Consider the following 21,359-nt stretch of genomic DNA (forward strand, 5'->3'; position numbering starts at 1 on the left):
CTAATTGATTTTTTTCTCTTACTCGTACTTTAGATAAGAGGTGAAAATGCAAATCGCCGTGTTAAGCCTGAACTTTGATTTGTGCTGTCAGGGGTTCTTCTGTAATAAGAGTAATTTTTTTCTGGGTTTTCGGATTTGAAAACTGTAACTCTTGATCAAATACAGAGCCTTTATGAAGTCGCTCTAAATCGAATTTATAGTCGTGCTTTAATATCCATGGGCCTTCTGTTCCAGCCATTGGAAATTGGGTAATACTTCGTTGAATATATCCTGAGTTCAAGTCAACAAAAGGAACACGCTTCATATCTTTGTTGCCAATCACTGGCTTAAAAGTTTTAAAGTTATTGTCGTCCATATAATCAAGAAGGCGACAGAAGTGCTTCCATACAAGATCAACTTTTAAAGTCCATGCGAGATTGGTATAACCAAATGCGAAGGCAAAGTTGGGAACATCAGAGAGCATCATTGACTTAAAGATTGTGGTATCTGGGTAATTAATTTTTTCTCCATCCACAATTAATTGGGTTTTGCTAAATGCAACAGCATTTAAACCAGTGGCTGTAATAATGATATCTGCTTCCAGTACTTTTCCTGATTTAAGTAAAATTCCATCTTTGGTAAAACTTTCAATATGATCAGTTACCACTGAAGCTTTTCCAGAAGAAATTGCTTTAAACATATCTCCATCTGGCACAACACATAAGCGTTCATCCCACGGATTATATTTAGGTGAAAAATGGGTTTCGATATCGAAATCTTTCGGTAAATTACGTCGTACATCAGAAATTAAAAAAAGGCGCATTAGCTTTGGAAAACGGCGACTTAAATTGTAGACCCCACGAGTTAGGACAATGTTTTTACGGCGGATAAGATCGAAAGCACGTTGTGGTGAGAAAACACGATTGAGCGCGTTCGCGATTGAATCTGTACTTGGTGCAGCCATCACATAACTTGGCGATCTTTGAAGCATCGTGATGTGTTCAACATCCTGAGCCATCGCAGGAATTAAGGTGACCGCTGTAGCCCCACTACCAATGACTACTACTTTTTTTCCTGAATAATTAAGATTTTCTGGCCAATATTGAGGATGAATGATTTGACCTTGAAACTCTTCAGTTCCTTTGAACTCAGGGGTATAACCAGCATTATAGTCATAATAACCAGTACCCATGAGTAAAAAGCGAGAGCGGAAAGTGGTTAAACTTTTTTGATCTTTACGTTTTACTTTAACTGTCCAAATGCCTTCATCAGATGAGAATTCAGCACTTGTCATATAATGGCCAAATCGAATATGAGATTCAATTTCGTTCTCTGTGATCGTTTCTTTTAAATAATTACAGATCATTTTAGCACTGCCAAAAACCCTTTTATTGGTCCAAGGCTTAAAGCCAAATGCAAAAGATTGCATGTCTGAATCTGAGCGAATGCCTGGATAACGGAACAGGCTCCATGTGCCTCCAATTTCGTCACGACCCTCTAGCATAGTGAATGTTGTATTCGGTCTATATTTTTTTAAATGGTATGCTGCACTAATACCTGAGATCCCTGCACCGATAATTAAAACATCAGTAATAGCAATTTGATCTGATGTACTCATATCTTTTTCCTCTTCACACAATTTTAATAAATTGAGCATCAGTTAGATTCTCTAAGATGATGATTTTTATAATCTTCATCTTCCCTGATGAACAAAGTCCTTGAGCCAATCCACTTTCACTTCGATTTAAATCTAAGTGAGGTTTAGGTATGTGTGAATATTATTAAGCCAATAATTACACACTGTCAATGACTATGTGTAATTATTGCTTGCAACATAGATAGCTTAATTATTACAGTCATGTGGAGGATGATATTTTTAATTTAAGATTATGATTTTTATAAATTATATTTTATTTTTAATTAAGTGGTTTCTTCTTGTATTACGTCATTAGCATATGTGATAAGAGGGGATAAAGACTTGTCGAAAGATTTTTTAATACCTACAATGACGCCATGCTAAAAGGAAATAGGACAATATGACAACCTCTCGCCGTAGACCTAAACATGATCCAAAAGAATCTGAGCGAGAAATATTAGAAGCTGCTGAACAGTTTTTAAATGAACATCATTTTCGTGACCTCAATATTGATGAGGTCATGCGACGTACAGGTTTAAAACGTCCGGCTTTTTATGTCCATTTCCGTGATAAACACGATCTTACGCTTCGTCTTGTTGAGAATATCGCTAGAGAATTGTTCAATATCACAGAACGGTGGTTGGCAGGAAATAATCTTCAAGACGATCTAGAGCGTGCCTTAGTCGACTCTATAAATGTCTATATAAAACATGGTCGTTTATTAAGGGCCTTTGTTGAAGCAGCAAGTGGAGATGAACGTGTTGATAGCGTCTATCGAACTATAATTCAAGACTTTATCAAGGCCGCTGCTCAACATATAAGAGCAGAACAGCAAGCAGGAAATATTAAACAAAATTTAGATGTCGACGAAACAGCGAAAGCACTGATTTGGTTGGAAGAGCGTTATCTTTCAGAAGCATTCGGGCGCTCATCTCCTGTAGAACCTGAAGTCGTTATCCGCGTACTTCGAAATATTTGGACTTCGACACTTTACGTGAACAAATAAGAATTCCACCTATACGTTTAATCGATTTTAGATTTAAAAATATTTTACTTATTAGCTGATTATATTGAACATTATAAACAAAGATAACAGATTTTCCTATTAATTACACAGAGTCATTGACATAGTGTAATTAATTTTATAGCTTGTATTTTGTTCACTATGATTACTGCACATAACTTTAGTGAACAAATAAATTGCTAGGTACTTAGCGATTTAACAAAAATTATAATTTAAGGATGAATAATGGAAAAATCTCTAAGCAAGGATTGTGCTGACTTAAGATCACACTTAAAAAGAGTGAAAGATACTTTTGTAACTAATCCAAAGAAATATTTCTTAAGCAGCAGACTTCAGTTGAAATCTGGCCCAATTATATTGAGCGTAATTGGTATTTGTTTTAGTAGTTATAGTCAGGCTTCTGCACTTGAACAGTCGGGCCAATCGATCTTACCTTTTTTAGAAGCTGGTAATTATGCAGAAGCAAATGCCTTCGCTGTTGATCCTTCTGTTTCTGGCGTAGTTCATGATCGTCCAGATCTTGGTAAACCTAATCAAAGCCGAGATACAGGAAATATTGGGCAAGATAATCAATTTTATACTGCCGCCTTAAAGCTACAACTCACAGACCAATTCAGCTTTGGGTTACTTTACGATCAGCCTTTTGCTGCAAAAACAGCTTATCCACTTCTTCCTAATAATAGTTATTCTGATGATGCCAGCCATGAAGGTACATCTGTAAATGTAAAAAGCCAAAATTTAAGTTTTATTTTAGGTTATTCACCTATTAAAAACTTTCAAGTGTATGGTGGACCTGTCTATCAAACTGTAGAAGGTGATGTCTCTTTCAGAGGAATGGCATATACCGAAGCTTTTAATGGATACAATGCTAAATTTAAAGAGAAGGGAGAGCTAGGTTGGCTATTAGGAGGAAGTTATCAAATTCCGGAAATTGCACTTAAAGCCGCTATAACTTACCGTTCAAAAATTAAATATGATTTTCAGGTAGATGAAAATATATTTGGTGAGCCACTACAATACACTGCACCTGCAAAGACAAAAGTCGAAACACCTCAATCAGTAAATATAGATTTTCAAACAGGTATTGCTGAAAAGACGCTTGCTTATATGAACCTTAGATGGGTGAATTGGAAAAAATTTAATATTCGTCCGGCGCAATACGATGTTCTTACAGCAATGTATATGGATGCATTAACGGAAGGGGCATATAAACAAGGTATTGATTTGGATTCTTACCAAAAAGATCAATATAGTGTAACGCTTGGGTTGGGACAACAGTTAACTGACCGTTGGAGTATTGCATCTGATATTGGCTGGGATTCAGGCTCGGGGAGTCCTGCTTCAACGCTTGGACCAGTGAAAGGATACTGGTCTTTTGGACTTGGTGCTCAGTTTAATCCAGCGCCTAATTATTTTATTGCTGCTGGCGTAAAATATTTCTGGTTAGGGGATACTAAAGCTGAAGGTGGTGGCTATTATTTACCAATCGATGGTATTAAAGAATTTTCAGAGCAGGCTGAGTTTAAAAATAATCGCGCAATTGCATATGCGTTAAAGTTTGGATATCGCTTTTAGAAGAGCTATGAATAACTATTTAGTGCGATAGAGTTTTATAAATTTCTTTTTATTTATCATTTCAAATATGAAATTAATTTCATATTTGAAATGATTTTTGTTTTTTTAAGTTATTGAATTTTAATATAAAAATAGTGGCATGCAATTTACTCCAATGCATATAGTTATAAGGGTTTGAATTACAGGTTGTACGTTCTGAGCTAGGAGCCCAGCAAAGTACAGTAGATAAAATACCTTTACATTAAATAGAAAAGCCCACGAAAGTGGTTTTTTTTATGGCAGCTCATCATAAAGATGGTGAGTAGTACGGCTCACTAGGGTAAATATAAAAAGTAATGACAATTTTAGAGAAAGCTTCTTAGAGAATTATTCTGGTCAAGATTAGAAATAGGGTTAACCTAATTTAAATAGATAACAGTGTCACAGCTTGGTAAGTTACTTAAACAGCAAATACAGTTGTGAGTAAGCTCAGAATTCAGTGCAGTAAAGAATAAAACAGCATAGCAGCAACATAGGTAGTGAAGCCTTATATAGTAGGTTTCCAAATATCTTATTTAACATAATATACATTATACGAACAATTATATAATTCAATAATATAGTCTTTTACTTGCTTAGTTTCCCTTTAAGAATATCCTAGCTCTGTAGCTCTGTAGCTCTGTAGCTCTGTAGCTCTGTAGCTCTGTAGCTCTGTAGCTCTGTAGCTCTGTAGCTCTGTAGCTCTGTAGCCTGGCTCTGTAGCTCTGTAGCTCTGTAGCTCTGTAGCTCTGTAGCTCTGTAGCTCTGTAGCTCTGTAGCTCTGTAGCTCTGTAGCTCTGTAGCTCTGTAGCTCTGTAGCTCTGTAGCTCTGTAGCTCTGTAGCTCTGTAGCTCTGTAGCTCTGTAGCTCTGTAGCTCTGTAGCTCTGTAGCTCTGTAGCTCTGTAGCTCTGTAGCTCTGTAGCTCTGTAGCTCTGTAGCTCTGTAGCTCTGTAGCTCTGTAGCTCTGTAGCTCTGTAGCTCTGTAGCTCTGTAGCTCTTATAAAAACTTAAATAAAAAATGATTTCTCCTGATTTTGGATACTCTATGGCTGTTCTCCAGCTTAGGCTTCTGAAGCATAATTTGATTTGAAAATATTTGGATTGATTAAATTTTTAAAAATAGTTCAAACCTACTTAAAATGATGAAATTTTATTTCACTATTTTTATATACCCTAATACTTAAGATAAAAATAAAAGTTATTTTGTTCTTAAATTTTGAATCCTGTTAAATTAAGAATAGTAATGTATCTTATATTTACTTAAATAATGGTGATATGAGTCACACTTTAACTGTATTAGGTGTCTTTTTAAAAACTATGCAAGTGAATAGATATAAATTACATATTAATTAATTATTTCATAATATTATATTTCAAATGTTTTTATTTTGGTGTATTTTAAAATATATATAAATATCAGCAACTTGTATTTTTTTGGTTTTTAAGGAATATACATCTTTTATTTGCAAATTTAATTTTAAAAAATTTTAACTATTACATTATTTAAAATAATTAATGTGATTTATATCACGTGAAAATTGATAAATTCTTGATAATTTTAAATTAATAATTGTTTTTAAAGAAAAAATATTGTATCAAATAGATATAAACTATTTTATAAATAGGTATATAAAATGAAAAATAATATTTTTAAACTTCTAGTTATGATGGTGCTTTCCACTTCCCCATTATTTTGTTATGCAAATAACACAATAATGATAAGAGGAAATATTGTTGAAGATACGTGTTCAAGAGAACATAGCGAGATAGAATGTACAGAGGTAAATAATTTAAATATTAAACTTGATAGTGAATATTTAAATAAAGATAGTCTTTTTAAATTAGCTCAACATACTGAGAAAATGGATACTAGCATTGAAAGCATAGGTTCCAATCATAAGGTTGTGCTTATCAATTATCACTAACCACACTGAAGTATTTGAGCTTATTTCAATCATAAGTTTAAATCAAAAGAGCAATTTGACGAGTTCATCACGACTTTTGATGAATTAATAAGAAAATTGCTCTTTTTTCATCAAAAATGCCCATTTGTATATTTTTTCTGTATACATATACACAATTTATTCTATATAATTGTATTCTAAGAATTTAAGCTTATTTTTTCACATAAATGGTTTAATTTTAGTCTATTTACCTCGTGTTCTTATGTAACTAGCTCATCTCTTTAGCTTCTCTTTTTCTGAAACAAAAAAATTATTTATAAACAGCTATATAGGCTGTTTACAGTAGCTTTTAACTACAAAACAATAGTGTGAACCAATTACTACTATGAGAAAATAATGTGATCTAGTTTGCATTTTGTTTGAAATGTGTTTAGGATTGTTACATTACTTTTCAAGATGTCAAACACTGGAAAAGTAAGGAATTAAACTTTTATCCAGACTTTTGAGAAAACACTATGAAAAAACTTGCTTTGATCGCTGCTCTTTCGGTTGTAGGGATTGCGAATGCTCAAGCTGCTGATGGTACAATTACAATTAATGGTTTAGTTACAGACAAAACTTGTGACATCGTTACCCCTGCTGGTAAAGACTTCACAGTTACTCTTCCAACTGTTTCTAAACAAACTTTAGCTGTTGCTGGGGATGTTGCTGGTCGTACTCCTTTCCAAATCAACTTAGCTAACTGTTCACAAGGTAAAGTAGCTACTTACTTCGAACCAGGTGCAACTGTTGACTTCAATACTGGTCGTTTACTTAACCAAGACGCTACTGGTGCTAAAAACGTTAACGTTCAACTTTTAGGTAGCAACAACAATTTCATCCCAGTACTTGCTGCGGGTGCAAACGGTGCTCAAGCTAACTCTCAATGGGTTGACGTAGCTGAAGGCGCAAGTGCTGACCTTAACTACTATGCTGAATACTATGCAACTGGCGCTTCTACTGCTGGTAAAGTAACTACTTCTGTTCAATACACAATTATCTATCAATAATTAATTGATAGCGGGGTTTCTGTGTCCGCATGGAAACCCTGTTTTGTGTAACACTTTCCTGAATCTTTCTTGGTTGAGAACTCGAAAAATGAAATTGAACAGTTATAATTTTTTGTTAGGTTTGGCATTTGCTTCGACAGTAGTCGCACCTGCTACTCAAGCAGAAATTGTAATTCATGGCACCCGTGTAATCTATCCATCGGATGCTCGCGAAGTTACGCTACAAGTTAGCAATAACGGTTCAAAGCCAGCACTTGTCCAAGCTTGGATTGACGAAGGTGACCCTAAGAGTACACCGGACCAATCAAAAGTTCCTTTTATGATTGCTCCTCCAATTTCTCGTGTTGAAGCAACGAAAAGTCAGACTCTTCGTATTACCGCTTTGCCAAATGCTTCTCAATTAAATCAGAAGCAAGAAACGGTTTTGTGGTTGAATATTTTGGATATCCCACCAAGACCTACTTCAAAAAGTGAAGATACGACACCTGATAACTTCTTACAACTTGCAATTCGTTCACGGATTAAATTCTTCTATCGTCCTTCATCGATTAAAGAAGATGCGAATTTAGCATCAGATAAACTTCAATGGGTTAAATCTGGTCAAAGTTTAATGGTAAAAAATCCTACCCCTTTTCATATCACTATGACTTCTATTTACCAAAAGGCAGGTGATAAAAAAGTTGATTTATTACCTCAAGGGCTAATGATTAAGCCTTTTTCTGAAGCGTCAGTTCAACTTAAGAATGGCAACCTTCAAGATATGAGTTTTATTAATGTCAATGACTACGGTGGTCGCGTTGAGCACCCAATAAAGCTCCAGTAATCAGATTTATCTTTTTAATAAATTTAAGCACCTATATGTGTAGGCGGACTTAGCTATGCCAAAAAAAAGGCAAGAATCTTATAAATTATTAAAACGCCATATTTGTTACTACTTGGCTTCTGGTGTTGTCACAATGACAATGCCTGTATTCGTGCATGCTGAAGAAACAACTACGAGTGCTCCAGTAGAGGCTGAATTTGATTCTGCTTTTTTAATTGGAGATGCGCAAAAAGTTGATATTTCTCGTTTTAAATATGGTAACCCCGTTTTACCAGGCGAATACAACGTTGATCTATATGTAAATGGGCAATGGTTTGGTAAACGTCGTATGGTCTTCAAAGCATTAGACCCTAATAAAAATGCAGAAACGTGTTTTACAGGTATGAACCTGCTTGAGTACGGCGTTAAACAAGACGTTTTGTCTAAGCACACTACCCTTCAAAAAGAAAATAATAGTTGTTATAAAATTGAAGAGTGGGTTGAAAATGCATTTTATGAATTTGATACCTCTCGTTTACGTGTAGATATTTCTATTCCACAAGTCGCTTTGCAAAAAAATGCGCAAGGCTATGTTGACCCAAGTGTATGGGACCGTGGTATTAATGCTGGTTTTTTATCTTATAGTGGTAGTGCCTATAAAACATTTAATCAGTCTGGTGACCGAAGCGAAACAACAAATGCATTTATGGGGGTTACAGCTGGTTTAAATATTGCTGGTTGGCAATTACGTCATAATGGCCAGTGGCAATGGCAAGATACACCTGCTGAAAATCAATCTAAATCAGACTATCAAGAAACAAGTACATACTTACAAAGAGCCTTCCCTAAGTACCGTGGGGTTTTAACACTAGGTGATAGTTTTACCAACGGCGAAGTATTTGATTCTATTGGTTATCGTGGTATTGATTTCTCAAGTGATGACCGCATGCTACCCAATAGTATGTTGGGCTACGCCCCTCGTATTCGTGGTAACGCAAAAACCAATGCAAAGGTTGAAGTTCGTCAACAGGGCCAACTTATCTATCAAACAACTGTTGCACCAGGTAACTTTGAGATTAATGACCTTTACCCTACTGGTTTTGGTGGGGAAATTGAAGTTTCTATTATTGAAGCAAATGGCCAAGTACAAAAATTTTCGGTTCCATATGCTTCAGTTGTACAGATGCTCCGTCCAGGCGTAAACCGTTATTCTTTAACTGTAGGTCAGTTCCGAGATCAGGATATCGACCTTAACCCTTGGGTAATTCAAGGTAAATACCAACAAGGTATTAACAACTATCTAACAGGCTATACGGGCATACAAGCTACAGAAAATTATGCTGCTGTATTGTTGGGTGCTGCTTTTGCTACACCAATTGGCGCTGTTGCGTTAGATGTTACCCATTCAGAAGCTGACTTTGAAAAACAGTCTTCACAATCTGGGCAAAGTTTCCGTTTAAGTTATAGTAAGTTAATTACTCCAACTAACACCAACTTAACACTAGCAGCTTATCGTTATTCGACAGAAAACTTCTATAAATTACGTGATGCTTTACTTATTCGCGATTTAGAAGAAAAAGGCGTAAATACCTATGCTGCTGCTGGCCATCAGCGCAGTGAATTTCAAATTACTTTAAACCAAGGACTTCCTGAATGTTGGGGTAATTTCTATGTGGTTGGCTCATGGGTTGATTATTGGAATCGTAGTGAAAGTACTAAACAGTACCAAATTGGTTATAGCAATAACTACCATGGTTTAACCTATGGTTTATCTGCAATTAACCGTAAGGTTGAGTACGGTTCAAATGATGCGACGCATGATACTGAATATTTAATGACGCTTTCATTCCCAATTAACTTTAAGAAGAATTCAGTCAACGTCAACGTTACTGCTTCTGAAGACAGCCGTACTGTTGGTGCAAGTGGAATGGTGGGTGATCGCTTTAGTTATGGTGCCTCTGTTTCACATCAAGACTATGCAAATCCAACATTTAACGCTAATGGTCGTTATCGTACGAACTATGCAACTGTTGGCGGTTCTTACAGTATTGCTGATTCTTACCAACAAGCAATGGTTAGCTTAAGTGGTAGTGTGGTTGCACATTCAGATGGTATTTTATTTGGACCTGAGCAAGGCCAAACGATGGTACTTGTACATGCACCTGATGCAGTTGGGGCAAAAGTTAATAATACCGTTGGTTTAAGCGTAAATAAGGCTGGTTATGCGGTTATCCCATATGTAACGCCTTATCGCCTAAATGATATTACGCTTGACCCACAAGAGATGTCGAGCCAAGTAGAGCTTGAAGAAACAAGTCAACGTATCGCACCTTTTGCTGGTGCAATTGCGAAAGTAGATTTTGCGACTAAGACAGGTTATGCAGTCTACATTAATAGTAAAACTGCTGATGGCAACAGTTTACCGTTTGGTGCTCAAGTCTTTAACCAAAAAGATGAAGCTGTAGGTATTGTTGCGCAAGGTAGTATGATTTACTTACGTACCCCACTTGCTCAAGATCGTCTCTATGTAAAATGGGGCGACGAAAGCAATGAGCGTTGTTCGGTTGAGTACAACATCAGTAATCAGTTGCAAAGTAAGCAACAAAGCATGGTAATGACTGAGGCTGTCTGCAAATGAAAAGAATATTATTAACGGGTGCTCTATTTACGGTTGGCCTTGGCATGTATAGCGAAGCTAATGCTTACTGTACTTTAGACAATAAGAATGGAGGCTCATTTAGCACGGTTGGCATTTCCATGGCCGTAGGTCGCGTTGTGGTAAGACCAAGTGATCCTGTTGGAATGGTTTTAAGAAAAGCAACTTTTCCAATTACCGACAATGGTTCAAGAGCTAAATGTACGTCTTATAGTGATACTATTACTGCCGCACTTACTCAAGGTTATGCATTAAGCCCACTAGGGAATAATATCTATTCTACCAACATTCCTGGGATTGGTATTCGTCTTTACCGTGAAGCGGAAAATGCAACTAACTTTTCAGGGTATTATCCATATACTCGTAGTTTAACACCAAGCACTTATTATACTCTTGCTTCGGGATATTTTGTTGTCGAAATTGTGAAAACTGCTGCACAGACTGGTTCGGGTGCATTAGTACCTGGTTTATATAGTCGATACTATGTAAGTGGTTATATGAACCGCCCTTTTTTAACCAGTACAGTTAACGGTGATGCAATTACCATTGCCTCTTCTTCATGTGAAATCCAAGGTAATATCAATAAAGTTGTACAGCTTCCTACAGTTACAAAGGCTGGTTTCAAAGGTGTTGGCTCAACTCAAGGCGAACAAACCTTCGATATGAACATCTTATGTAATGGTGGTATCAACCCAACGGGTTATGAAGAGAAAAATCTCATTAGCTTAACTTACGACTTTACCCAAGACGGAACAAACAATCAGGTTTTAGCGAATACTGCTCCAACATCTGAGAAAGCAAACGGCGTAGGCGTGCAGTTACTCTGGAACTATCAAAATAAAAATCAAGTCATCAAAAAAGGCGATAAACTAGCCATAGGTACATTGTCTTCTAACCAGACACTTCAATATAACGTACCAATGACTGCTCGCTACTATCAAACAGCAACAAATGTGACTGCTGGTAAAGTACGTGCAATGGCTACTGTAACTATTGAATATGATTAATCATATTCAATAGTTTTTTAAACCTAATAATTTTAAATATTTAAATATTAATAATAAATTTTACTTTATCACTACTTTCTAAAAACTTAATACTTAACTTAATAGGAATATTTATGAAAAAAATAGGTATAGTTGCTGTTAGTGCAATTACATTATGCTGGGCCATGTATGAAGTATCTTCTGATAATACCAATACAGTAACGCATAGCGAGTCAAGCCAAAAACTAGCATCTAAAAAATTTTCATCAACTGCAAAGGATGAAAAATTAACGTCTCAAACCATTTTGGCAAAAACAAATTCCCTTAATTCTGCCCCAGTCTGCCAATACAATTTTGATGTGACTCAGGAAGATCTCGATCTATGGAATAATGAACATCCTGATTTTCCTATGAAAATATTCCCATTGATAAATGGTCAAAAATTTGGTTTTAAAGTAGAGCCTGTAACTGAAGATAATTACGGTTATCTTGATTATAATGCAAAAAGTAAGGCAAAAATAAATTCACCGAGTTATGAAGGTGATTTTTTATTACCGGATAAAGGTATTGTTGCTTTTGAGATGGAGCTTAAAGTACCCACCCTTTCTTCGAGCAGCTCCTCTTACTCAGCCGACATTAGTTTTAATGGTGTAACTGATAATAACTATACAATTAGATCAAATTATCATTTTGATATTGGTGCTCATGATTTTGAGTTTGGTGAGAATCCACCTCGTTTATATCATAGCTTATCATCGGAGGTGGGAGAATATGAACTTATCGATAGTTACTTTAAAAGCAAACAAATGACGGATAACACAAATGAATATCAACGCTTAGGCGTTTACATTAATCAGGATACGAATCAAGTCGGGTTTATTTCCAATGGTGTTGATGAAGGATATCAATTTAAATTACCTGGTGCACTACAGAAAATAGCTTTCTCAATGAATGGAAATATAAATATTCTTTCAACAAATTTATTTGGACAAGAGTTGTCGAACGAACTCATTACTGACCGTAATGCATTGCAGTTTAACTACCCTAAAGGCACAACAGATATGTGTGGTAATGCCATTTAAGATATAAAGCTATAAGTGGTAAAAAAGGGCTGAATCACAGCCCTTTTTTATTTCATTTAGAAATGAATGACAGTACGGATTGATTTACCTTCATGCATTAAATCAAAAGCAGTATTAATGTCTTGTAAAGGCATAGTATGAGTCACAAAAGGTTCAAGCTGAATCTCACCTTTCATCGCATCTTCGACCATTTTAGGAAGTTGTGAGCGCCCTTTTACTCCACCAAACGCAGTACCTAACCATTTACGGCCTGTAACTAACTGGAATGGACGAGTCGAAATTTCTTGACCTGCACCGGCAACACCAATAATAACGGATTGTCCCCAACCACGATGTGCACACTCTAGAGCCGAACGCATAACATTGACGTTACCAATACATTCAAATGAATGATCTACGCCCCAACCTGTCATTTCTACAATGACTTGCTGAATTGGTTTATCGTAATCTTTAGGATTTAAGAAATCTGTAGCACCAAACTGCTTAGCAAGTTCAAACTTATCTGGGTTTGTATCTACGACAATAATGCGTCCTGCTTTTGCTTGACGTGCACCTTGTACAACTGCTAAACCAATGCCGCCTAAGCCAAATACGGCAACCGAATCACCTTCTTGAACTTTTGCTGTGTTATGCACGGCGCCAATACCGGTAGTCACACCACATCCAAGTAAACAAACTTGTTCGTGATTGGCTTCAGGATTGATTTTAGCTAAAGAGACTTCTGCAACTACCGTATATTCACTAAATGTTGAACAACCCATGTAGTGATAAATCGGTTCACCATTATATGAAAAACGTGTGGTTCCATCCGGCATTACACCTTTACCTTGGGTGGCACGTACTGCAACGCACAAGTTGGTTTTTCCGGATTTACAGAATAAGCATTCTTTACATTCAGCCGTATAAAGCGGGATCACGTGATCACCCGGTTGAACACTTGTTACGCCCTCACCTACTTCAACTACAACACCTGCTCCTTCATGTCCCAAGATGGCAGGGAAAACACCTTCTGGGTCATCGCCAGATAATGTAAAAGCATCGGTATGACAAACGCCTGTATGGGTAATTTTTATTAAAACTTCACCCGCTTGAGGTGGTGCAACATCAACTTCAACAATTTCTAAAGGTTTTCCTGGAGCAAAGGCGACAGCTGCACGAGATTTCATCTTTGGGTTTCCTTTAAATCATTCGGTATTTATAGTCGAGCAAAATAGATTATGTAACAGTAATACAAGAGCTTAATTTTGCTTAAATTAAAATTGGCTTTCATGACAATCCATCACAGCATAGCCAGTCATGTACCTCTAAGCAAGCCTACATTTAAAAAAGAAGAAAACCCCTTACTTAAAGAGGTTTCTTATTAAATCACTTATCTTATAAATGGTTTATGTTTACTTAGAGGTAAATATCCGGTGGATATGGTGTGTTATCACTAATTGGCGAGTAAAGTGTATTTTCAACGAAGAAGCCATTTGGAGCTTGAGTAGTATCAATCGTAATTGAATCAAACATAACTTGTGGATAGGCCCAAATAAATTGTTTCATTAAACCCAGAGGAACATTGTTTTTCATGTCACCAAAAATTCGTTGCCAGATAGGTGTGCGATAAGGTTTGTTTTTGTCGAACCCATAGATATAAGCAATAGATTCATCAGGAACAAATCCAGATAAATAAATAACTTTATTGGCAGGATAGCCTAGCCCTTGTATAGGTATTTGGGAAACTGCCTGATGGGCCAAGTCTAGGCGAGCTTCTAATAACCAGTCATAAGCTTCTGTCATCATGTAATCAAAATTAGGATATGAATAGTGTTGGCTTGGATAGTTAATATAAGTGGCTAATGTCTGAATTGGGGATTGAATAGAAGGAAAGAAAATAAGTGGGCTAACTTTGGCACTAGAATATTTTGCTTTGATAACGGTACGAATGTTTTGACAGGTTTGTCCTAATTTATTTCTAAGCCATGTTTTAAACTCATCATATGGCGTTCCTGTTTTATTCATTGCTTCGTAAATAGTACCTAGATCTGGTGCATATAAACCTGTATCTGCATTAAATGCCAGTTTAGTTGGATAGTCATATACACAAGGTAGATTTGTACCCGTGTTATACCACCACCAAGGTTCACCAATCTGCATGTTTACATCACATCCCCCTGCAACCATTGCATCTGCAAACTCAATAAAGACTTTATGTAGATATGCCAAAGCATTTTGATGGCTTAAACTAAAGAAATAGCTAGGTGGCTCATAACCTGTCCGACCTAAGTTATTATTCCAGTCACGTTGTGCCCAATATTCATTGGCCCCCAAGGAATACATTTCAAAGCTGACCCCAAAGATGGGCTGCATACTGGCGTTATGTAAAGCCTGAGCATATTTCTCATGCCATTTACGGGCACATGAGTTAACGACCGCCTCACCTGTCACCATCGTATCTGGTATTTGCCATTTATTAATGTCAGTTTTCCAAGTCATTTCAGGATAATGCGACATTCCACAATAATGGTTCACCAAACCTTTATATCCCAAAGCCACCATATTGTTGACTAGGCGCTGGGGGTTTAAATCATAGTGGTCATCATAACTTGTACAGATGCCATAATTGTGCTGAGGGACAACTACACGACTCAAATTTAACTTTGCATTTGTACCAGTCACAACTGAATTGGTCACACGAATGTAGCCATCTTTTGGCTGGCTTAAAGGCGTGGCGGATTGGCTATTGTAGTCACTGGTAAATCCCGAAAATGAAATTCGCTGAATATTGGTTACCGGAAAGCTATCTGTAGCAGAAAAACCTGCTTTTACTGTGTCCCAGTTAATACGGATGTGCGCCGTTCGCGATGAAGGGTTATTTGCGTAATTAAATAGAACAATATATGCAATTTTATCTATACCATTATCTTTATAGTACACCGTTAAAGTCGGTGTTAAACTCGGATTATTTAGCACTGGCATAGAAGCCGATAGTTCAATATCGAAATCCCAAACCACCCCTGCATAGCTATACTTGGTTTCATACGCTAAAAATTTATGGTCTTTAGTGTCAGAAGAATCCCAACTAATTCCTACCAAGTCATTTGCCATACGTGATCTAAAAGATGCCTCAAATCCATTCCCATAATTTGTAATGGCAAAAGACATGGTTTGCGGACCGTCTATTCTCCAGTAAATAGGACTAAACCGATCAATAAGTGTATTTTGAGTGATTGGATGAGGTGATGAATTAGAATTATTTTGCACATTTTGTCGATTAGTTATCATGTCTACATTCTCTTAATGCATTAAGAGGTTTTATCTTAAATAATAATTTTTATTGCATTGTTCAGATAAGTAACAATGGAGTTTAATTTATTTACAGTGATTATTTTTTATAAAGTTCAAAATGATTTTAAACAAGAAAACTTAATATTACCTAAAATATTTTTTGTACCGAGGAGATAACAAATGGCAAATTTTATACAGCCTATAAACTTTAAGGTTTTGTATGTATTTACTCCTCTTGTATTTGTATTAACAGGTTGCAGTGAAAATTTACACTCTCAAACACCCTTATCAGTGAAGACTTCTTCAGAGAATATTGCTTATCCAGAGATTGATCCGATTTTAGGAGAAAAGTTACAACCGAATGAGGAACTCATCGCCCACAATATAGCCCAAGTGATTGAAAAGGCGATCCGTGAACAATATAGGGATGGAAATGCTTTACGTGATGCACATCCTAAAGCGCATGGATGTGTGCGAGCTGAATTTCATGTCTCAAAAAATATACCCACTCAATTGGCCAAAGGGATGTTTATTCCAGATCAAACTTATCAAGCATGGATTCGCTTTTCAAATGCCTCAAATGATGCCTCTAATGCGGACATTAATAAAGATGCGCGTGGTATAGCAATAAAAATTTTAGGTGTATCTGGACAAAAAATTTTAGAAAGTGAAAAGCAAGCAACCACACAAGATTTTATTATGATTAATCATCCGGTCTTCTTTGCCAATGATGCTAAACGATATCTTTCTTTCATGAATGATGTGAATAGCCACAATATCATCAGAAAACTTCATATTCCGATTGCCCTAGGTTTTAAAGGAACCATGAATGCACTCGGAGCACGTAATTCGCAAATCGCCAACCCATTATATGCACGGTATTGGTCTATGGTTCCCTATCAGCTAGGGCTGGGTAATGATCGAAAAGCAGTTAAATATTCAGTTCGTGCCTGTTCAATGCCACCAAACAATCTACCTAAAAATCCTAACCATAATTATTTAAGAGAAGCTTTAAAGAACACTCTACAAAGTACAGATGCTTGTATGGAATTTCTTATTCAGCCACGGACCTCAAGCCAAATGTTAGTAGAAGATTCAATGACAGAGTGGGATGAGAAAGCAGCTCCTTTTTATCAAGTGGCAACTATCCATATCCCAAAGCAAGACTTTGATACAGCTGAACAAAATAAGTTTTGTGAAAATCTATCTTTTACGCCGTGGCACGCCTTACCAGAACATAGACCATTAGGTGCAATAAATAGAATGCGTAAAGTCATTTATGAAAATATCAGCAGAGTTCGGCATGATATGAATTCAGCACCTAGACAAGAACCTTAAATACATTATCCATTAATGCCCTTGCTTGTATCTATAGTGATGCGATCAATGAAATCTGCCAACCATAAAATAAACTCATCTTCATTTTTATGTCGTGGAATCAAGCTCATGTCTAATCTAATGGGTAATTCATTTTTAACGCTAATTACAGTGCCTTCAAAATTCACAAAGTTATATAAAAATTTTAATTCTGTACCTGCAATAGCTTTTTTGATTTCTACAATAAGATTGTTTAAGTTCTTTAGATGATTGTTTGAATATTTATTTTTAATATTTTTATTAATTTTTTCTGCTAATAGTAAATATTTTGGCATTTCTACCTCCTTATTAATTATTTATAAGTATAAGTTTAAAGTTATAAAAATAAGTTTTTAATTTTTATTAAATTGTTTCTAGTTTTTTAATTTTAATTCATAAGTTGTGCCTAGTATAACTATTTATTGTTTTAAAATGTGATTTAGTTTGTTTTTTTATTCTGATTAAATTAGTAGGTTTTTAATATTGACTAAAATACTCGGATTTTTAAATTTGTATTAAATAGGCTCAATATAGTTAATCTATTAAGCCTATTTAATTTTTAATATTTACTTGAGACTAAAAAATACTTTTTAAAATCTTAAGTAAGTTTCTGGAAAATTTTCATTTTATGAATTTTTCCACATTTCCTGCATTCTCTAATTTCATTATGAGCAATATCAAATTCATATTCCCAGACATGAATACAGAAAATTTGTCTAAGATTGTGGAGCATAGACACCTCCTTATAAAAAACCGACTCAGCAGTAAGTTCTTTATCAATGTACTTAGCTTATTTTGATGAGTTTTCCTCTTTAGCTTTATCCTCCTTGTGTTTACAGCAATAACCGAAAACAGCACCAGCGCCAAAGAAAAACATAGCTTTAAACATACTTATCTCCAAAAGATAGTTAAGTAAATTTAAAACTAACATTGAAGGATGTATCTGTTTTTAGGCCAATGAGTCTGTTTCTGTGCGTTATGCAAACTTTTGTGAAAAGATATAACAATATATTTTTTAGCAATAAGACAAGCAAAATTAAAAAACCGCCCCAGTAGGCGGTTGCTGAATTTACAGCGACATATAGAAGTGTAGTGGACGATCACTTCTATATTTTTTATGTACTTATTTTTCTTCTTTTATAATTTTAGTAAAATCATCTGATTTAAAATAATTGATAATCATCTCTCCATCATCTCGAGTTGAAGTAGAAGTTGATACTTTAGATAGTTCGTCATAATTAAATTTAAAGTCAGGAGGTATAAATTTTGAGATTGGTGGAAGCTTTGTCTCTCCTCCTGTTGTAATTCTTTCAATAAAACCTGCGAGCCAAAGTATATATTCATCTTTGTTTTTATATTTCGGCATAAGGCTCATGTCTAACTTTATGGCACACTCCTCTAAAGGCTTAGTTAGGCATTCCTCAAAATCGATAAAATTGTATTTAAGTTTAAATTTGGTGCCTTTAATTTCATTACGAATTGCACCCACTAGTTGATTTAAGTTTTCTGCCGAGCTTTCTGAAAATAAATTTTTGTCCTCAATCTTTTTATACACATTCTCAGCGATGATTAAATATTGTGGCATCTCTATTTTCTCCCTTTTATTGTTAAGCTACTCACTCAGCCTTTTAAGGAAGTATGATAGATATCATGTTTTCTAATGTAATTGTTGTGCTGCCAATTGTAATTAATGTGTTTTTGTGAAACTTGCAAGCATAACCATCCGAAAAAAATAAATTTAATGCAAACTAAGTCTCATTTTTTGGATAGGAATTTACTTTAATCAAAAAGTATTTTTAGTTCATTTAAAGTGGGAAGTTGGTTATAGGATTCATCAGCCGCTATTGTGTTTGCCCAATTGGTTTTTGAAACCATACAAAAATTAAGTTTCTTTAGCACAACAATATCTTGATCTAACAACCCTAATGGAATCCACATAAAGTCGGTACTGCCCACTAAGTTCGGTACTGGCGATCCACATTTGCTGCAAAATGAAGAAGTGAAGCCGGTTTCTTTTTTATAGGTGCGGACAAGTTCTAAACCTGATAACCATTCAAATCTATTCTTACTTACTAAAGTTGCTGCGTTTGATCCCGTTCCAGTTTGTTTACGGCAGAGACTACAGTGGCAATGGTAAACCGTGTTTATTTCATTGCAAATTGAAAATTTGACTTCATTGCATAGACAAGAACCCACATGGCTCATCTCGAGTATCCTTTTTAAAATAATATTGAATATAGCACTAGGCTTAAAAAGGGTTAAATTTAACTTTATATTTTTAAATAGATATGTTTTCTTAGAATTACCTATAAATATAAGAAATTGCTAGAGTTGAGACTTGGCAGAGTGTATTTATAACGTTTAATATGAATTTTGACATATAAATTGAATATAAAAATGCTGTGATGGATTTATCTTGGATGCGACTTAAAAGCTTACATGATTAATCAATTGTATCAGCAATATAGCCGTATGGCATTAAATGCTTGGGGCTTTACAAATACACCTTCGTATAACGGTACATACGACCCTGATGAGAATGATACAGTGACGAATAGCTTTAATTGGTTGAATGATGAGCAAGCTACGGAAAAAACTAAACAAGGTTTAACTGCTTTTGTCGCATTAGATGATGCCTTTATCAGTATCGCTTCTCGTATGTACCTCATTAGAAATGCAAAAGAAAAGATCGATTTACAATACTATATCTGGACCAATGATTTTGTTGGAAACTTAATGCTGCATGAGTTGCTAACGGCGGCAGATCGTGGTGTAAAAATCCGTTTACTCATCGATGATCAAAACGGAATAAAGCTCGATGGTGTTCTCCGGAGTCTTCTGCACCACCCTAACTTTGAAATTCGATTATTTAACCCATATAAATTTAGATATTTAAGAATCTTGGACTATATTTTTCGGTTCAAAAAAGTAAACCATCGCATGCATAATAAATTAATTATTGCAGATGGCATGATTGCTGTAACAGGCGGTAGAAATATCAGCAGTGAATATTTTGATGCAAGTAGTAAGTTTCAGTTTACAGATTTAGATATTTTATTTTATGGCCATACAGTACAGCATGCACAAGTCGTATTTAATGATTTTTGGCAAAATGATTTAAGTCAAAATGCTACCGAGCTCATAGGTACATGTGCTGTCCACCACTTGCAAACACTCAGGCAGCACTATCATGATCTACTTCACGAAAGTGAAAATCATATTCAAACTGAAGATAAGCTTTCCGATGCACAAACTTATTTAAAAGAGCTCCTACAAAATTATCCAATTCAATGGTCAAAAGCATATTTCGTTGCAGATTCACCTAAAAAAATCTTAGGGTTAGCCTCTAAGGAAGAGATGCTTTATGGGCAAGTCATAAAGATTATGGGTGAACCAGAGCAGCATATCGAATTAGCTTCTGCTTATTTTGTGCCGACTCAGCAAGGAACTTATTATTTAAAACAGCTAAAAGTACAAGGGGTTAAAGTCAGGGTTTTAACCAATTCTTTTGCTGCAAATGATGTAGCGATTGTGCATGCTTTTTATAGTCAATATCGAGTTGAAATGCTCAAAAATGGCGTAGAGCTATTTGAGTTTAAGCCATTTTTAGAACGTAGACGCCGAACATGGTATGAAGTAGTGACTGGAAGTGTAATCCCTGCAAAAGGTAAAAATAAATCGAGCTTACATGCCAAATTTTTTGACGTAGACGGTAAAGTATTTATTGGTTCATTTAATTTTGATCCACGTTCAACTTACTTAAATACTGAGGTTGGTCTTGTGATTGAGTCGAGTCAACTACAAGCTCAAGTTTCAGTCATGCTTGATCAACATTTACCTCAAGTCGCCTACCAGCTTAAGTTAAATAATGAAGGAAAGATTATTTGGTTAGATTATCAGTCAGATGGAAAAATTATTGAATATGACAAAGACCCAGATACGAGTCTTTTTCAACGTACCATGGTTAAAGCAGTTTCATATTTACCAATTGAATGGATGATGTAAAAGCGTTTTAGCTTTA

At 35.5% G+C, this 21,359-nt stretch carries 16 protein-coding genes; 10 read left to right on the top strand and 6 right to left on the bottom strand.

Going from position 1 to position 21,359, the window contains the following annotated elements; all coding sequences use genetic code 11:
- Positions 1-61: 61 nt before the first annotated feature.
- Positions 62-1,597, bottom strand: coding sequence for an NAD(P)/FAD-dependent oxidoreductase (locus tag SOI81_RS08210; RefSeq protein WP_320541548.1), 1,536 nt, complete (start codon positions 1,595-1,597; stop codon positions 62-64).
- A gap of 418 nt (positions 1,598-2,015) precedes the next feature.
- Between SOI81_RS08210 and SOI81_RS08215 the strand changes: the two genes are divergently transcribed.
- From SOI81_RS08215 to SOI81_RS08250, 8 genes are all read left to right on the top strand, one after another.
- On the top strand, positions 2,016-2,621 hold the full coding sequence (locus SOI81_RS08215; protein ID WP_016141009.1) for a TetR/AcrR family transcriptional regulator: 606 nt from the start codon (positions 2,016-2,018) through the stop codon (positions 2,619-2,621).
- Between the two features lie 243 nt (positions 2,622-2,864).
- Positions 2,865-4,214, top strand: a complete 1,350-nt coding sequence (locus tag SOI81_RS08220; protein ID WP_320541549.1) for an OmpP1/FadL family transporter — start codon at positions 2,865-2,867, stop codon at positions 4,212-4,214.
- A gap of 1,653 nt (positions 4,215-5,867) precedes the next feature.
- Positions 5,868-6,158 carry a hypothetical protein gene (locus SOI81_RS08225; RefSeq protein ID WP_224991896.1) on the top strand — a complete coding sequence of 97 codons (291 nt, stop codon included), beginning with the start codon at positions 5,868-5,870 and terminating at the stop codon, positions 6,156-6,158.
- 494 nt (positions 6,159-6,652) lie between these two features.
- A complete protein-coding gene (pilin, locus tag SOI81_RS08230) occupies positions 6,653-7,186 on the top strand; it encodes a fimbrial protein (protein WP_000731819.1) in 534 nt (177 codons plus the stop codon).
- A gap of 88 nt (positions 7,187-7,274) precedes the next feature.
- Complete coding sequence (locus SOI81_RS08235) at positions 7,275-8,009, top strand: molecular chaperone (protein WP_016141029.1); 735 nt, start codon at positions 7,275-7,277, stop codon at positions 8,007-8,009.
- Between the two features lie 55 nt (positions 8,010-8,064).
- Positions 8,065-10,626 (top strand): fimbria/pilus outer membrane usher protein, encoded by a 2,562-nt coding sequence (locus SOI81_RS08240; RefSeq protein ID WP_320541550.1) that lies wholly within the window; start codon positions 8,065-8,067, stop codon positions 10,624-10,626.
- Positions 10,623-11,651 carry a fimbrial protein gene (locus SOI81_RS08245; protein WP_239977261.1) on the top strand — a complete coding sequence of 343 codons (1,029 nt, stop codon included), beginning with the start codon at positions 10,623-10,625 and terminating at the stop codon, positions 11,649-11,651. The genes SOI81_RS08240 and SOI81_RS08245 overlap by 4 nt, the downstream gene beginning before the upstream one ends.
- Before the next feature lie 113 nt (positions 11,652-11,764).
- On the top strand, positions 11,765-12,712 hold the full coding sequence (locus tag SOI81_RS08250; protein ID WP_239977263.1) for a DUF4882 family protein: 948 nt from the start codon (positions 11,765-11,767) through the stop codon (positions 12,710-12,712).
- Positions 12,713-12,768: 56 nt separating this feature from the next.
- On the opposite strand, the gene adhC is transcribed toward SOI81_RS08250, so the two are convergent.
- Together adhC and SOI81_RS08260 are read right to left on the bottom strand one after the other, a co-directional pair.
- Positions 12,769-13,878, bottom strand: coding sequence for an S-(hydroxymethyl)glutathione dehydrogenase/class III alcohol dehydrogenase (gene adhC / locus SOI81_RS08255; protein WP_016141033.1), 1,110 nt, complete (start codon positions 13,876-13,878; stop codon positions 12,769-12,771).
- 229 nt (positions 13,879-14,107) lie between these two features.
- Positions 14,108-15,979, bottom strand: coding sequence for a phage capsid protein (locus SOI81_RS08260; RefSeq protein ID WP_239977265.1), 1,872 nt, complete (start codon positions 15,977-15,979; stop codon positions 14,108-14,110).
- Between the two features lie 183 nt (positions 15,980-16,162).
- Here SOI81_RS08260 and SOI81_RS08265 point away from each other — a divergent pair, with 183 nt between their 5' ends.
- The gene (locus tag SOI81_RS08265) at positions 16,163-17,320 is read left to right on the top strand and encodes a catalase family protein (protein WP_239977267.1); all 1,158 of its coding nucleotides are present in this window, start codon (positions 16,163-16,165) and stop codon (positions 17,318-17,320) included.
- Between the two features lie 5 nt (positions 17,321-17,325).
- Here SOI81_RS08265 and SOI81_RS08270 read toward each other — a convergent pair whose 3' ends face one another.
- The 3 genes from SOI81_RS08270 to SOI81_RS08280 all read right to left on the bottom strand — a co-directional run bounded on the left by SOI81_RS08270 (position 17,326) and on the right by SOI81_RS08280 (position 19,552).
- The gene (locus tag SOI81_RS08270; protein WP_016141036.1) at positions 17,326-17,634 is read right to left on the bottom strand and encodes a hypothetical protein; all 309 of its coding nucleotides are present in this window, start codon (positions 17,632-17,634) and stop codon (positions 17,326-17,328) included.
- 827 nt (positions 17,635-18,461) lie between these two features.
- The gene (locus SOI81_RS08275; RefSeq protein WP_016141038.1) at positions 18,462-18,923 is read right to left on the bottom strand and encodes a hypothetical protein; all 462 of its coding nucleotides are present in this window, start codon (positions 18,921-18,923) and stop codon (positions 18,462-18,464) included.
- 194 nt (positions 18,924-19,117) lie between these two features.
- The gene (locus SOI81_RS08280) at positions 19,118-19,552 is read right to left on the bottom strand and encodes a GFA family protein (protein WP_239967763.1); all 435 of its coding nucleotides are present in this window, start codon (positions 19,550-19,552) and stop codon (positions 19,118-19,120) included.
- 225 nt (positions 19,553-19,777) lie between these two features.
- Between SOI81_RS08280 and SOI81_RS08285 the strand changes: the two genes are divergently transcribed.
- Positions 19,778-21,343 (top strand): phospholipase D family protein, encoded by a 1,566-nt coding sequence (locus SOI81_RS08285; RefSeq protein ID WP_016141040.1) that lies wholly within the window; start codon positions 19,778-19,780, stop codon positions 21,341-21,343.
- The last annotated feature ends 16 nt before the right edge of the window (positions 21,344-21,359 follow it).

Source organism: Acinetobacter pittii, from assembly GCF_034067285.1.
GTDB classification, from domain to species: Bacteria; Pseudomonadota; Gammaproteobacteria; order Pseudomonadales; family Moraxellaceae; genus Acinetobacter; species Acinetobacter pittii_E.